The following is a 14681-nucleotide window of genomic DNA, read 5'->3' on the forward strand; positions in this document are numbered from 1 at the left end:
CCGGCTGCCCGTGGACCGTCCAACGACTGCCCGCCGACTACCCGCCGGTCGCCCGCAGTCGGGCGCTGACCTGGCCGAGGCTCTCGGCCAAAACGGCCAGTTGCTCGCGGCTGAGCACGTCGATCAGCACCTCCCGCACGGTGGCCACGTGCCCGGGCGCGGCAGCCTCCAGTGCGGCCAGGCCCTCGGCGGTGAGTTCGGCGAAGACGCCCCGCACGTCGCTGGCGCAGGAGCGCCGCCGGACCAGGCCGGCCTTCTCCAACTGGGTGATCTGGTAGGTCAGTCCGCTCTTGGACGTGACCAGCCGGTCCGCCAGGTCGGTCATCCGCAGCGAGCCGTCGGGGGCGGCCGACAGGTGCACCAGCACCTCGTACTGGGTGTGCGAGAGCCCGGCGTGCTCCTTGAGCTGCTGCTCAAGCCGCCGGTTGATCAGGTTGCTGGCGGCCACGAACCCGCGCCAGGCGGCCATCTCGTCCTCGTCCAGCCAGCGCGGTGCGTCCTTGGGCCCGTCCATGCCCCCATCGTACCCAGTCGTTCGAATTCAAACGAGTGTGGGCGGCCCGGAGCGCCCCGGACCGCCCGAAGTGGAGATGTGGTGGCTCAGCCACCCATGGCGTCGCCGCCGACCGCACCGGCGTCCATGCCGCCGCCAGCCGCGTCGCCGCCGACCGCGAAGGCGTCGCCGCACATCGACTCGGCGTCGCCGCCGACCGCAGCGGCCCAGCCGTCACCGTCGGCGGTGGCGTCGCCGCCCACGGCACCGGCGTTCTGGGTCATCGACTCGGCGTCGCCGCCGACGGTGTAGGCACCGTGCGGGGGCGCACAGTGGGTGTGGGCCGAGGCAACCCCGGCGCCGGCGAAGACCGCGAAGCCGGTCAGGGCGGCCGCAGCCGTGAGCTTGGCGATGGTCGTACGCATGAGTCCTCCTGGTTGGTACACGACGGAGGGTACTTCGGCACGACTCGGCCCACGCCTTAGCCGAGCCCGCCGGAATCACCCGGTCAGCGCAGCAAGTCCACCGGCCAGGAGCAGAGTTGACGCCGCTCCATTCGCACACCAGAATCGCTCGGCGTGATCACACCCCACCCAGTGGTGATCACCACTTCCGTTCACCCTGGTGGCCGGGCGGCAGAGACGGCACAGTGGCCGCATGCAGACTCCCCTGACCCTCATGGACTTCCTCGACCGGGCCGAACTGGTCTACGGGGACCGGATCGGCGTGATCGACGAGCCGGACCAGCCCGCCGCCTCCTGGGGCGAACTGACCTACCGCCAGCTGGCCGCCCGGGCCAGGGCGCAGGCCGCCGGGCTCGACCGCCTCGGCGTCGGCCCCGGTGAGCGGGTCGCGATCGTCTCGCACAACTCGGCCCGGCTGCTCACGGCACTGTACGGCGTCAGCGGCCACGGCCGGGTGCTGGTGCCGGTCAACTTCCGGCTCAAGGCCGAGGAGGTCGCCTACATCGTCGAACAGTCCGGCGCCACCGTGCTGTTGATCGACCCCGAACTGGCCGACGCGCTGGCCGGGGTGCCCTGCCGGCACCGCTTCGTCCTCGGCGCCGAGAGCGACGCCGAACTGTACGACTACGAGAACGAGCCGGTCCGGTACGAGATCGCCGAGTCGGACACCGCCACCATCAACTACACCAGCGGAACGACCGCCCGCCCCAAGGGAGTCCAGCTCACCCACCGCAACCTCTGGCTCAACGCGGTGCTGATGGGCCTGCACTTCGGCGCCAACGACCGGGACGTGTACCTGCACACCCTGCCGATGTTCCACGCCAACGGCTGGGGCATGCCGTTCTCCCTCACCGGCCTCGGTGCCCAGCACGTGGTACTGCGCAAGGTGGACGGCGCGGAGATCCTGCGCCGGGTCGAGCGGCACGGCGTCACCTTCCTCTGCGGGGCGCCCGCCGTGGTGGCGAGCATCCTGGACGCGGCGGCCGACTGGGACGGGCCGGTGCCCGGGCGGGACAAGGTGCGGATGATCGTCGCCGGGGCGCCGCCGCCCACCACCCTGGTGCAGCGGATGGAGGCCGAACTCGGCTGGGAGTTCATGCAGATCTACGGCCTGACCGAGACCTCGCCGATCGCCACCGTCAACCGCACTCGCGCCGAGTGGGACGACCTGCCTGCCGCCGAGCGGGCCGAGCACCTGGTGCGGGCCGGCTTCCCCGCGCTCGGCAGCCAGGTGAAGGTGGACGGGCAGGGCGAGGTGCTGATCCGCTCCAACACCGTGCTGGACGGGTACTGGGAGCGCCCGGACGAGACCTCCGCCGCGCTCAAGGACGGCTGGTTCCACACCGGGGACGGCGGCGCCTTCGACCAGGACGGCGCGCTCGGCATCTCGGACCGGAAGAAGGACGTCATCATCACCGGCGGGGAGAACGTCTCCTCGATCGAGGTGGAGGACTGCCTCTACAGCCATCCCGCCGTCGCCGAGGTCGCCGTGATCGGCGTGCCGGACGCCAAGTGGGGCGAGACCATCAAGGCGCTGGTGGTGCTCAAGGAGGGCCAACAGGCCGACGAGGCAGGCCTGATCGCGCACTGCAAGGCCCGGCTCGCCGGGTACAAGGCGCCCACCTCGGTGGAGTTCCGGGACGTCCTGGCCCGCACCACCACCGGCAAGCTGCAGAAGTTCCGCCTCCGCGAGCCTTACTGGACCGGCCACACCAGGGCCGTCAACTGAACCACCGGCCGCCGCCGTTCGGGGCCCGGGGAGCTTCGGCAAGGACACTCCCCGGGCCCCGAAGGGCAGTTACCCTTCAGTAACTACTCGAGATCCACTCGACGGAGAGGCACCACCATGACGGATCTGACCGCCCTGCTGGACGACCTGCGGGCGGAGAGCGCCGAGCTGGACGGCCTGGTGGCCGGCCTGGACGCGGCCGGCCTGACCACCGCGACCCCGGCCCCCGGCTGGACCATCGCCCACCAACTCGCCCACCTGGCTTGGACGGACCGCTGGGCGCTGCTCGCCGCGCGGGACGCCGAGGGCTTCGCCAAGGCCACCGCCGCGGCCTTCGCCGCCGGCGGCGACCCGGTGGAGGCCGGGGCGGCCGAGGGCGTGGGCGAGGCCCCGGCCGAGCTGCTCGGCCGTTGGCGCGCGGGCCGGGCCGATCTGGCCGAGGCGCTGGCCGAGGCGGCGGCCGCCGACCGCAAACTCCCTTGGTTCGGGCCGCCGATGAAGGCCGGCACGATGGCCACCGCCCGGCTGATGGAGACCTGGGCGCACGGCCAGGACGTGGCCGATGCCCTCGGCGCCACCCGCGCCCCCGCCGCCCGGATCCGGCACGTCGCCCATCTCGGCGTCCGGACCATGGGGTTCGCCTTCACCCTGCACGGGCAGCCCGCCCCGACCGACCCGGTCCGAGTCGAACTGACCGGCCCGGACGGCGAATTGTGGACCTGGGGTCCGGAGGAGGCCACCGACAGGGTGAGCGGCCCGGCCCTCGACTTCTGCCTGCTGGTCACCCAGCGCCGGAGTCGCGCCGAGCTCGCCCTGCAGGCCGAGGGCCCGACCGCCACCGCCTGGCTCCCGATCGCCCAGGCCTTCGCCGGCCCGCCCGGCAAGGGACGTTGACCGGCCCGCCCGAAGAAGGGGCGTTGACCGGCCCGCCCGGAGAAGGGTGTTGACCAGCCCGCCGACGCCGGACCGACGAGCACCGGGCGGCCCAACCCCGCCATCCTGACGTTGTCCTGCCTCCTCCGGGCTCACTTTCCCCGCTCCCGTTGCCTCCTTGACGGTGGATGGTCACTGTGGTCTCGCAGAGGCCGACCGGCGGCCTTCTTCGGGGGAAGGAATCTCTCACATGCGTGCACGCAGGGCGCTGGCCCTCACCACTGCGGTCTTTTCCGTGGCGCTGACTTCACTGGTGGGGGTGGGCGCGGGCACCGCCAGCGCGGACACCCCGGTCGGGACGTTCCGCCTGAAGAACTACGGCTGGGGCAACTACTGTGTCGCCGCGACCGGCGGCATCGGCGCGCGCACGGCCCTGGCCCCCTGTGCCGACACCGCCTCGCAGAAGTGGACGATCTACCCCGTGGGCGGTGCGGGCGAGAGCGGCACCTGGTACGTGGCGGTGAACGCCGGCAACGGGCTCTGCCTGGACGGGGACGTGCACAACCTGACCGGCGGCGCGGCCGTCCAGACCTGGTCCTGCAACAACAACACCAACCAGCGGTGGGGGTTCACCATGAACCTCAACTACACCCAGCACATCAAGAACCTGGACGCCTACACCGACGGGTGGAACAGCCGCTTCCTGCTGGACATGGACACCAACCTCCAGCGGCTGTGGGCCGACAACGGCGCCAACAACCAGTACTGGGCGTGGATCTGAGGCTGTGATCGCGGCCGGGGGGCGGTAGGGCCGTCACCCCGGCCGCGGTTCTCTCAGTGGGCAAGCCCCCCCCCGATCCCCCCGACTCCCGCGAGCTGTCAGGCAGTTCGGCGAGCAGTGCCGGGTTGACCCGCCACAGGACGGTCTCCAAGTGCTGCCGGTCGACGGCGGGCCAGAGCAGCCGGCGGGCGGCGGCGTACTTGGCCGCCAGCCGCTCGCGCTGTTCGAACGGGAGCCGGGCGGCCCGGTGCGCCAGGGAGTTGTGGGCATTGTCGGCGATCTTGACCAGCCGAGCAGCCGGGTGGGCCGCGACGGCCCGGATCATCTCCTCGTACGGCACGCCCGGCCGCTTGGTGACGACCTCGACGGTCTCGACGACCGCCGCCGGCACACCCGCCGCCAGCAACCGTTCGGCCGTCCACTCGGTGTCCTCGATGACATCGTGCAGCAGCCCGGCCATCTCCAACTCCGCACCGAGCGGCGCGAGGCCGGCCGCCACGGCCCGGACGTGCCCGATGTACGGCGCACCGGTCTTGTCGGCCTGGCCCCGATGCGCGGCCTCGGCCAGCGCATCGACCTCGGCCACGGAGAGCTGCGTCATCCCTGGTCACCCCCGGTCCGGCGGACCCTCGCCGCCACCCCCGCAGCCTAGGGCCCGCTCGGCGATCCACGCCGAGCGGGCCCCGTTCACCGGCCGATGGTGGTCGGACGGTGGTGAGTCGGTTGTCAGCCGACCATCACCGCCGCCGTCATCTCCCAGGCCAGCACCTCCGCACCGTCCGGCCCGGCCGTCAACCGCTGACCCTCGGAGCCGGTGATCCGCCCGGCGTCGCCGGTGCCGAGCGGGCCGGCCCCTTCGAGCTCCACGCTGCCCTTGGCCACGAAGAGGTGGGCGAAGGGCGCGTCCGGCAGCCGCAGCGTCTCGCCCGCGCGCACCCGGGCCACGTGCAGCGCCGCGTGCTTCTGCCGGATCCCGATCGCCCGCTGACTCGCATGCTCGGGCATCCCGGAGGCCAGCGTGACCCAACCACCCCGGGCCAGCTCCTCGTTGATGTCGAGCTGCTCGTAGCCGGGCTGGATGCCGGCGGTGTCCGGGATGGTCCACATCTGGATGAACCGCACCGGCTGCTCGTGCTCCGGCTCGCCGGTGAGCGTCCAGGAGTCGTTCTTCTCGCTGTGCAGGATGCCCGCCCCCGCGCTCATCCGCTGCGCGAGCCCCGGGTAGATCACCCCGTTGTGCCCCTCGGAGTCCTGGTGCACCAGGCCGCCCTCCAGCACCCAGGTGATGATCTCCATGTCCCGGTGCGGGTGGGTGTCGAAGCCGGTGCCCGGGGCCACCACGTCGTCGTTGGAGACCAGCAGCAGCCCGAAGTGGGTGTTCGCCGGGTCCCAGTGGCGGGAGAACGAGAAGGAGTGCCGCGAATCCAGCCAGGAGGTACGGGTGTGGAAGCGGTCGTCGGCGCGGCGGATGTCGAGTACGGATGCCATGGTGGCCCTCCTTCGTTCTTGTTTACGATTCAACAATACACCGTCCGAGATATTCCGCATGTCCCACCGCCAGGCGGCTCAGACGCCGATCCGCAGCGCGGTCAGCCGGCTCGCGACCAGGTTGACCGCGCCCTCGCGGCGCTCCACGTGGCCGTGCACGAGCAGGCCGGCCCGGTCCAGGGCGGTGCGGCGCTGGGGCTCCCAGACCGCGCGGTTGCAGACCACGTTGATCAGGCCGGTCTCGTCCTCCAGGCTGAGGAAGAGCACGCCACCGGCCGTCGGCGGGCGCTGCCGGTGGGTGACCAGACCGCCGACCACCACCGGGGTGCCGTGCGGGGTTCGGGCCAGTTCGGCGGCGGAGAGCGCGCCGCCGTGGGCGAGGGAGGCCCGCAGGTGTTGGAGCGGGTGGCTGGTGGCGGAGGTGCCGGTGGACCAGAGGTCGGCGATGGTCTCCTCCACCGGGGTCATCGGCGGCAGCCCCGGCGCCTCGGTGCCCGGGGCGGTGCCGGGCAGCACCCCGGCCGAGCCCGCGTACGCGCCCGCCGCCCAGAGCGCCTGCCGCCGCGACAGCCCGAAGCAGCCGAACGCCCCGGCGGTGGCCAGCGCCTCCAGCACCGGCGTGGCCAGCCCCGTCCGCCGGGCGAAGTCCTCCAGGTCCGCGTACGGCCGCCCGGCCGCCACCGCCTCGGCCGCCGCCGCACCCAGCCCCCGGACGGCGGTCAGCCCGAGCCGCACCGCCGGCTGCGGATGCGGCGAACGCCCCATCGGCGCCGGAGCCGGCGCACCCTCGTCCGGCTCCAGACTCGGCGCCGGCGCACTGGAGTTGACGTCCACCCCGCGCACCCGCACCCCGTGCCGCCGGGCGTCCGCCGTCAGGCTGAGCGGCGAGTAGAAGCCCATCGGCTGGTTGGCCAGCAGCGCGCAGGTGAAGGCCGCCGGGTAGTGGTGCTTGAGCCAGGCGCTCGCGTACACCAGGTAGGCGAAGCTGATCGCGTGGCTCTCCGGGAAGCCGTAGTTGGAGAACGCCTCGATCTTCCCGTACACGTCCTCGGCCGTCTCCGCCGGGATGCCCCGCGCGGCCATCCCCGCGAGCAGCCGCTCGCGCAGCTCGGCCACCCGCTGATGGGACCGCTTGGCGCCCATCGCCTGCCGCAGCCGGTCCGCCTCCGCCGGGCTGAACCCGGCGCAGTCGATGGCCAGTTGCATCATCTGCTCCTGGAACAGCGGCACCCCCAGGGTCTTGCCGAGCGCGTTCTCCATCGAGGGGTGCGGACAGGTCGACGGCTCCAGCCCGGCCCGCCGCCGCAGGTACGGGTGGACCGAGCCGCCCTGGATCGGCCCCGGCCTGATCAGCGCCACTTCCACCACCAGGTCGTAGAACCGGGTCGGCTTGAGCCTCGGCAGGGTCGCCATCTGAGCCCTGGACTCGACCTGGAAGACGCCCACCGTGTCGGCCCGGCCGAGCATCTCGTAGACCTCTGCGGCCTCCTTCGGGATGCTTGCCAAGTCGTAGCGCAGGCCGTGGTGTTCGGCGATCAGGTCGCAGGTGTCGTGCAGCGCGGAGAGCATGCCGAGCCCGAGCAGGTCGATCTTCACCAGCTCGGCCCCGGCCACCGACTCCTTGTCCCACTGGAGCACCGAACGCCCCGGCATCCGGGCCCACTCGGTCGGGCAGATCTCGCCGATCGGCCGCTCGGTCAGCACCATGCCACCCGAGTGGATTCCCAAATGCCTTGGCAGGCCGTGGAGTTCCTGGGCCAGACCGAGCACGTCCGCGGGGATCAACGCATCGGCGGTGGGCTGCGCCCGGAAGTCGCTCTGCCGGGAGAACGCGTCCACCTGCGCCCTCGGGTACCCGAGCACCCGGGCCGCGTCGCGCAGCGCGAGCCGGGGACGGTAGGTGATCACGTTCGCCACCTGGGCGGCGTGCTCACGCCCGTACCGGCGGTAGAGGTACTGGATCACCTCCTCGCGGCGGCGGTGCTCGATGTCCAGGTCGATGTCGGGCGGTCCGTCCCGCGCGACGCTCAGGAACCGTTCGAACAGCAGCCGGTACCGGATCGGGTCCACCGCGGTGATCCCGAGCGCGTAGCAGACCGCCGAGTTGGCCGCCGAACCCCGCCCCTGGCACCAGATGTCCTCCCGGCGGCAGTACTCGACGATGTCGTGCACGATGAGGAAGTACCCGGCCAGGCCCAGCTGTTCGATCACGTCCAGCTCCACGGCCAGCTGCTTGCGGGCCGCTGCGTTCTCCGCTCCGAACCGGCGCGGGCCACCCTCGACCACCAGCGCGCGCAGGTGCCCGATCTCGCTCTCCCCCTCGGACACCGGGAACCCCGGCAGGGCGGGGGCCAGACTGGTGAACTCGAAGGCGCAGTCACGCCCCAACTCCACCGTGGCCCGCTGCACCCCGGGGAAGCGGGCCAGCCGCCGCGCCATCTCCGCCCCCGACCGCAGGTGCGCCGCCCCCGCCGCGTCCGTCCACCCCGCCGCCTCCTGGAGCGTGCGGCGCCCGTGCAGTGCGGCCAGCCCCTGCGCCAACCGGGCCTGGGCAGGCCCGGCTTGGTGCACGTTGTTGCTCGCCACCGTCGTCAGCCCGACCCGGGCCGCGAGCGCGGCCAGCCGGTCGTTGCGCAGATCGTCCCCCGGCAGCCGGCGGTCGATCAGCTCCACGTACACGTTCTCCGATCCGAACGCCTCGGCAAGTACGCGGAGTTCGCGTTCGGCCCGGGCCCGTCCCGCGGCGGCCCGGGCGTTGGGGGCTGCCGGCTCGCCGGGGAGCGGACGGCCGTCGGGGAGTGGGCGACCGCCAAGCGGCGACCTCCCGTCGGGGCGGAGCTGCCCGTCGGGGTGGAGCTGCCCGCTGAGGAGGGACTGCCCGTCGTGGAGGAACTTCCCGCCGTGGAGGGCTCGTTCGCCTCCCGTCGTCGACAGTGCGGCCGGCACCCGGCCCTTACGGCAACCGGTGAGCACCGCCCAGTGGCCGCCGTGAGCCGCCGCGAGTTCCGCGAACTCGTACACCGGGCGGCCCTTGACCCCGCCCGCGAGCTGGGCCGCACTGATCGCGGCCGACAGCCTGCGGTAGCCCTCCGGGCCGCGGGCGAGTACCAGCAGGTGCTCCTCTGGGCCGAGCGTCAGCTCGGCTCCGGCCACCGTGCTCAGGCCCAACTCCTTTGCGGCCTTGGCCAGTCTGACCACACCGTAGAGGCCGTCGTGGTCGGTGAGGCCGAGGGTCTCGACGCCGAGGCGGGCGGCCTCGGTGGCCAGGGCCTCGGGGTCGCTGGTGCCGTCGAGGAAGCTGAAGGCGGAGTGGACGTGCAGCTCCGCCCAGGCTGCGGCCGGGTCCTGGCGGTACGGCCCGCTCGGTCCGTTCGGCCTGCTCGGTCCGTTCGACCTGCTCGGGGCTATGGGGTCGGGAGTCTCGGGTTCCGGTAGCGGTGCTGCCGGGGCGCCGCTCAGGCGGCGGTTCAGCTCCTGCCAGGAGAGCGAGGGGTGATTGGTGAATCCCATCGCGGTGGTGCTCCGTCTCGGGGTGGTGCGGTCGGTTCGGTCTCCCCCCTGCGGATGCCCGTCGGTGCTGCTCGGCTCTCGGCGCGTGGCCGAGCGCAGCTCGGTTCAGCTCGATTCGCCTCGGTTCAGCTCCGTTCAGCTCGGTGCGGTTCAGTCATAGGCGGCCTCCACCGACCACCGGCCGTTCTCGACGGTGAGCAGCAGCGCCCGTCCGTCGGACACGGTCACCTGGAACCGGGCCCGGCGGCGGCTCCGGCTCTCGTCCCACCACCGTTCGACGGCCGGCCAGGGCCCCGTCCACCCCACGACGGCCACCCGCCCGCCGCCGAACTCCACCCGGTCCGGCGGCGCCGAGACCTCGGCCCGTCCGCTCACCGTGACCACCTGCCCCGCCGCGTCCAGCACCACGGCCGGCACCGCCCGCCGCAGCACCACCGAAGGCTCCAACCCCTCGATCCGCCCAGGCCACGGCGCCACCACCCCCTCCTCGTGCGGCTCACCCCACGGCACCCGCACATGCCCCTCCCCGGGCCCCCGCCCCCCGCCCACCCCCACCCGCCGCAACCCCGCCCACCCCAGCACCGCCTGCACCCGAGCCACCGCCCGCTCCACCCGGTCCTCCGCCACCGCCTGCCCCCACAGCGCCAGCTGCCGCCCCCGATCGACCACCAGCCCGTCCGGCACCAACCGCAGCACCGTGAACCCGCCGGCGCCGCCGTACGAAGAACCGACGGGCGAAGAACCGACGGGCGAGGCGGACGGAACAGGGGCGAGCGGAACAGGAGTGAGCGACCCACCAGCGGACAGCATCGAACCGGAAGCAGCCGGACCGGTCCCGGCGGGCTGAGCAGCGGGAACGAGCGTGAGCGGCCCGGCGTCGGGCGGCGAGGCGAGGGGATGGGGGGCAACGGCCTCGGCGGCGGCGGTCGGTTCGGCGGGGACGAGCGTGAGCAGGCGCGGGCCGATGGACGAGGCAGTACGGTCGGGGCCGGACGCGGAGCCGAGCCCGGAGTCGGGCCCGGAGCCGGACGCGGAGCCAGGCGCAGAACCGGAGGCGGAGCCGGGTGGGTGGTGACCGTCGGACGAGTCGGCCCCGGCGACGGGAGCGCACGAGCCGGCGCCGAAGAGCTGGATCACGTCCGCAGGAGCGTCACCCGACGAGGAGTCAGCCGGCTGGCGCACACGATCGAACGGCGCGCCCGCGACAGGGGCAGCAGGCGAACCCGGTCCCGGTCGAGCCCCCGGAGCCGTAGCCCCGGCCATGGCAGTACCGCCACCATCACCGGGCGCCTCCACGCCTGCGGGCCCGCTCCGCCGAACGCCGGCGCCGGTCCCGGCGAAACCGGCGGTCCCGGCGGAAGCGGCGGAAACGGTCGGGGCGACAGACTCTGCCGGCTGCGGGCTCTTCCGGGCCAGGGCTCCGGTGGTCTGCCAGGCGTGGAGTTGCCAGCGGACGCGTTCGGCCAGGGCCGGGGCGGTGAGAGAACCGTTGTGGTGCCAGAGGCGGGTGGCGGTGTGGCCGTCCGCGCAGGTGATCTCGACGGCCACCCGGCGGCAGGTCAGGCCGGTGGCGGCGAGCTGGGTGTGGAGCTGTTCGGCGAGGGTGCGGGCGACGAAGATCAGCGGTTCGGCGAGGGTCTCCGGTGGGTCGAAGTGGTGGGCCACGGACAGGTCGGGGTGTTCGGTGCGCGGGGTGAGGGGGCGGGAGCTCAGGCCCCGGGCCCGGCGGTGGGCTGCGGTGCCGACCGGGCCGAAGCGGTCGGCCACGGCACGGGCGGGCAGGGCGGCGAAGGCGCCCACGGTGGGGAGGCCGAGCCGCACCAGCAGCTCGGCCAACTCCTCGTCGCCGAGCGCGGCCACCGGGTACGGCGCGAGGAACTCCGCCGTCCGGCCGGTGGGCACCAGGGCCCCGGCCCGGGCGGCCAGGGTCGCGGCGAACAGGCCGTCCGCCACGCCGATCTGTCCGTGCGGACGGTCCTCCTCGTCGGCGACCGGGCTCTCGGGCTCCGCCCACGGGGTGCCCGGCGCCGAACCGGGTGTCTGCGGGTTCGGCTGGCCCGCGGCCAGGGTCTCGGCCACCGCCTGGTGCACGCGGGCGGCCAATGCCTCCTCGCCACCGAAGTAACGGCTCGGGCCCTTGACCGGGATCGCGCACATGCCCGGACGCAGCACCTCCACCCGAGGGGTGAAGGCAGCCACCGCCGCGACCACCGGTTCGAACAGTCGGGTCTCGGTCTCCTCGTCGCGTTCGCGCACGGTGAGCTCGGGGCAGAGGCGGTGCGCCAGCCGCAGGGGCTGCCCACGCCGCACCCCGGCCGCCCGCGCCGCCGCCGAACAGGCCAACACCCGCCCACCCTCGGTGACGGCCACCGCCCCGGCCGATCCGTCCCCGCGTACGGCGACCACCGGCCAGTCCGGGCACCACACCACCAGGACCCGGGCCACCGCCCCGCCCGGGGCCGAAACTGAACCCGATTCCGGTTCCGGTTCGCGTTCCACCCCCGGCGACACCGTCGCACCCCAACTCGAACCTGAACGCGACTCCGGTTCAGGTTTCACTCCCCGGCTTCCAGCGGTCGAATGCGAACCTGAATCCGGTTCACGTTTAGCCTCGGCACTCCCGCCACCCGAACCCGAACCCGAACCCGAATCCGGTTCAGGTTTTCCCGCCCCCGCCTCCCCTCTCGCCACCCACTCAGCCGGCTCCATCGCTCACCAACACCCATCTCGTTCTCAGACTGCGGCCAACCGCCCACTCGGGGCGGCCCGTTCGAAGCCCGGAGCGAACTCATCGGAGGGTTCGAACGGCCGGGCCGCGCCGTATTCGTCGGGGAGCCAGAGCCGGGCCGCCCGGGGACGGGCGGCGCCACCCCGCCCCTGGGCCGTGATCTCCACCTGCCGCCCCTGGAGCTGCCCGTGTCCGGCGCCGAGGCCGTACCAGCGGGCGGCGGCCAGCCGTAGCTGCAGGACGGCCCCCGGCCAAGGACCCGCAACGAGCAGGGCGCAGCCGCCCCGACGCAGTACGGCAGTGAGCCGAGTAGCGAGTTGCGGCGAGACCGGGCCGTCCGGCCGGAGCAGGATCACCCCGACCGCCGGCGCCAACGTCGCCACCACTTCGGGCCACTGCCCGCCCGGATCGTCGACGAGCAGCAACCGCCGCAGGTCGAGCCCGTACCCGGCCGCAGCCCCGAGCCCGAGCTCAGGCAGCCCGACGGCCGCCACCCACTCCCCACCCGCAGTCGCGCTGACATCGACACCGGCACCACCCGCTTCGCCGAGCCCCGAAGCCCCGGCCGCCAGCGCCAACAGCAATCCGGTGTCCCCGGCCACCGAGACCGCAGCCCCGCGCCGCAGTCCACCCTCGGGCAGCAGGGCCGCGAGCGCCGGCAGCACGGGCAGCACACCCCGCTCCCCCGGCAGCCCAGGGACGGCGACAGTCGCCCCGGCGGTTCGGAGCGCTGCAGATTCGAAAACAGATTCGAAAGCGGGCACGCCCCTAGCATCGAACATTCGTTCGTAAATATTCAAGTCCGAATCCGTGCAGCTCAGCGCCACCGAGCGTTACACCGAGGACAGCCTCGAGCGCCTGGGCAGCAACCGTCTGGACATCGTCCGGGTCCACGACATCGCCCAGGACTTCCACGGCGACCAGTGGTTGGCGAGGTTCGAGGAGGCCCGCACCGGCGCCTTCCGGCTGCTGTCCCGCCTGCGCGAGGAGGGCGTCGTCAAGGCCTGGGACCTGGGCGTCAACAAGACCGAGCCGATCGAGCTGACCCTCGCCCTGGACGAGCCGCGCCCCGACGGCTTCCTGCTCGCCGGGCGCTACGCCCTCCTCGACCACGATCACGCCCTACAGCGCCTGCTGCCCATGGCCCCGGAGCAGGGCGTCGACATGGTCGTCGACGACCCCTGCAGCTCCGGCGTCCTCGCCGGCGGTACCCACTCGAGTACCAGCCGGCCCCGCCCGCCATCCTGACGAAGGTCGCCCGCCTCAAGGACCTCACCGCCCGCCACGGCGTGTCCGTCAAGGCCGCCGCCCTCCAGTTCTCCCTCGCCCAACCGGTGTCCACCGGTGTCCACCGCCGTCGTCCCCGGCGCCACCAAGCCCAGCCGCCCTGCCCGACTGGTTGCCCTGCATCCCCGAGAGCATCGCCCTCGAAGGCGGCCGGGTCCGGCAGCTGAAGAACCCCGAAGGCGAGGTGATCATCGATCGCCTCGTGGACTTCAACGAGGTTGAGCGGCAGTACAGTTACGCCGCCCACCGAGCCCCGTTCCCGGTGGACGGTTGCCTCTCCACGCTCCGGATCCACGCCCTCCCCGGCCCCAGCACCCCGCGCCTCGCAGTCCGGACGCGCACTCCACGCACCCGGGCCACCGGCGTTCACGGGCCGTCCGGCCTCACCGGTCCGTACCGCTCCCGGACGCAGCCGTCCGTGTTAGCGTCACGCGTCTGCTCCGGCCGGCCCGGCCATCGACCCAGCCAACAACCCGACCATCGAGCTGGCCATCGAGCCGACCAGACCTGACCCTCGGCCCCATCAAGGCGGAACGTGATGAAACTTCTGCTCACCGACTCCGGCGTCAACAACCCGAGCATCCAGGCGGCCCTGGTCGACCTGCTGGGCAAGCCGATCGCCGAAGCCGATGCCCTCTGCATCCCCACGGCCGGCTACGCCAGCCCGAACGGGAGCCCGTTCGGGCCGTGGCGCTTCATCAGCGGGAACTCCCACTGCCCGATGACCGGGCTGGGGTGGAAGTCGGTGGGCGTGCTGGAGCTCACCGCGCTGCCCAGCATCGACCGGGAGCTCTGGACCGGCTGGGTGCGGGCGGCGGACGTGCTGCTGGTGAACGGCGGCGACGCGCTGTACCTGGCGCACTGGATGCGGGAGTCCGGGCTGGCCGACCTCTTCCCGTCGCTGACGGAGACCGTCTACGTCGGGTTCAGCGCCGGGAGCATGGTCCTGACGCCGCGTATCGGGGCGGAGTTCGTCGGCTGGCAGCAGCCCGGCGGGGACGACCGCACGCTGGGGCTGGTCGATTTCTCGATCTTCCCGCACCTCGACAGCCCCGCCTGCCCGGAGAACACCACGGCCGACGCCGAACGCTGGGCCACCACGATGACCGGCCCGGCGTACGCCATCGACCCGGAGACGGCGATCAAGGTGGTCGACGGCCGGGTCGAGATCGTCTCCGAGGGCCACTGGAAACTGTTCGACCAGCCCCTCGACGCAACGGTCTGAGCATCCGGCGCCCCAGGACCCCGGTTAGCCGAGCAGGCCGAGCAGGCCGAGCAGGCCGAGCAGGCCGAGCAGGCCGAATTCGGTTGCCGCAGGCGCCGTGCCT

Annotated in this window: 10 protein-coding genes and 2 pseudogenes; 5 read left to right on the forward strand and 7 right to left on the reverse strand. The window is 73.0% G+C overall.

Annotated elements, in window-relative coordinates:
• Nucleotides 1–37: 37 nt before the first annotated feature.
• Both CFP65_RS07585 and CFP65_RS07590 read right to left on the reverse strand, forming a co-directional pair.
• Nucleotides 38–514, reverse strand: coding sequence for a MarR family winged helix-turn-helix transcriptional regulator (locus CFP65_RS07585; protein WP_104815363.1), 477 nt, complete (start codon nucleotides 512–514; stop codon nucleotides 38–40).
• 86 nt (nucleotides 515–600) lie between these two features.
• Nucleotides 601–918 (reverse strand): hypothetical protein, encoded by a 318-nt coding sequence (locus CFP65_RS07590; protein WP_104815364.1) that lies wholly within the window; start codon nucleotides 916–918, stop codon nucleotides 601–603.
• 232 nt (nucleotides 919–1150) lie between these two features.
• Between CFP65_RS07590 and CFP65_RS07595 the strand changes: the two genes are divergently transcribed.
• The 3 genes from CFP65_RS07595 to CFP65_RS40625 all read left to right on the forward strand — a co-directional run bounded on the left by CFP65_RS07595 (nucleotide 1151) and on the right by CFP65_RS40625 (nucleotide 4340).
• A complete protein-coding gene (locus tag CFP65_RS07595) occupies nucleotides 1151–2686 on the forward strand; it encodes an AMP-binding protein (protein WP_104815365.1) in 1536 nt (511 codons plus the stop codon).
• Nucleotides 2687–2803: 117 nt separating this feature from the next.
• Entirely contained in the window at nucleotides 2804–3580 is a 777-nt protein-coding gene (locus tag CFP65_RS07600) for a TIGR03084 family metal-binding protein (protein WP_104815366.1), read from the forward strand.
• 229 nt (nucleotides 3581–3809) lie between these two features.
• A complete protein-coding gene (locus CFP65_RS40625; protein ID WP_104815367.1) occupies nucleotides 3810–4340 on the forward strand; it encodes an RICIN domain-containing protein in 531 nt (176 codons plus the stop codon).
• 403 nt (nucleotides 4341–4743) lie between these two features.
• Here CFP65_RS40625 and CFP65_RS42440 read toward each other — a convergent pair.
• The 5 genes and pseudogenes from CFP65_RS42440 to CFP65_RS07635 all read right to left on the reverse strand — a co-directional run.
• Nucleotides 4744–4941, reverse strand: a pseudogene (locus tag CFP65_RS42440) (HD domain-containing protein); the annotation flags it as partial.
• Between the two features lie 125 nt (nucleotides 4942–5066).
• On the reverse strand, nucleotides 5067–5828 hold the full coding sequence (locus CFP65_RS07615; RefSeq protein ID WP_104815369.1) for a pirin-like bicupin family protein: 762 nt from the start codon (nucleotides 5826–5828) through the stop codon (nucleotides 5067–5069).
• 78 nt (nucleotides 5829–5906) lie between these two features.
• Entirely contained in the window at nucleotides 5907–9338 is a 3432-nt protein-coding gene (locus CFP65_RS07620) for an error-prone DNA polymerase (protein ID WP_104815370.1), read from the reverse strand.
• Between the two features lie 150 nt (nucleotides 9339–9488).
• On the reverse strand, nucleotides 9489–11744 hold the full coding sequence (locus CFP65_RS40145) for a DNA polymerase Y family protein (RefSeq protein ID WP_217368148.1): 2256 nt from the start codon (nucleotides 11742–11744) through the stop codon (nucleotides 9489–9491).
• A gap of 327 nt (nucleotides 11745–12071) precedes the next feature.
• Complete coding sequence (locus CFP65_RS07635; protein WP_104815371.1) at nucleotides 12072–12740, reverse strand: hypothetical protein; 669 nt, start codon at nucleotides 12738–12740, stop codon at nucleotides 12072–12074.
• Nucleotides 12741–12888: 148 nt separating this feature from the next.
• Between CFP65_RS07635 and CFP65_RS07640 the strand changes: the two are divergent.
• Together CFP65_RS07640 and CFP65_RS07645 are read left to right on the forward strand one after the other, a co-directional pair.
• Nucleotides 12889–13458 (forward strand): annotated as a pseudogene (locus CFP65_RS07640) (aldo/keto reductase); the annotation flags it as partial.
• Nucleotides 13459–13891: 433 nt separating this feature from the next.
• Nucleotides 13892–14578 carry a Type 1 glutamine amidotransferase-like domain-containing protein gene (locus tag CFP65_RS07645; RefSeq protein WP_104815372.1) on the forward strand — a complete coding sequence of 229 codons (687 nt, stop codon included), beginning with the start codon at nucleotides 13892–13894 and terminating at the stop codon, nucleotides 14576–14578.
• The last annotated feature ends 103 nt before the right edge of the window (nucleotides 14579–14681 follow it).

The organism is Kitasatospora sp. MMS16-BH015, from assembly GCF_002943525.1.
Classification (GTDB): Bacteria; Actinomycetota; Actinomycetes; order Streptomycetales; family Streptomycetaceae; genus Kitasatospora.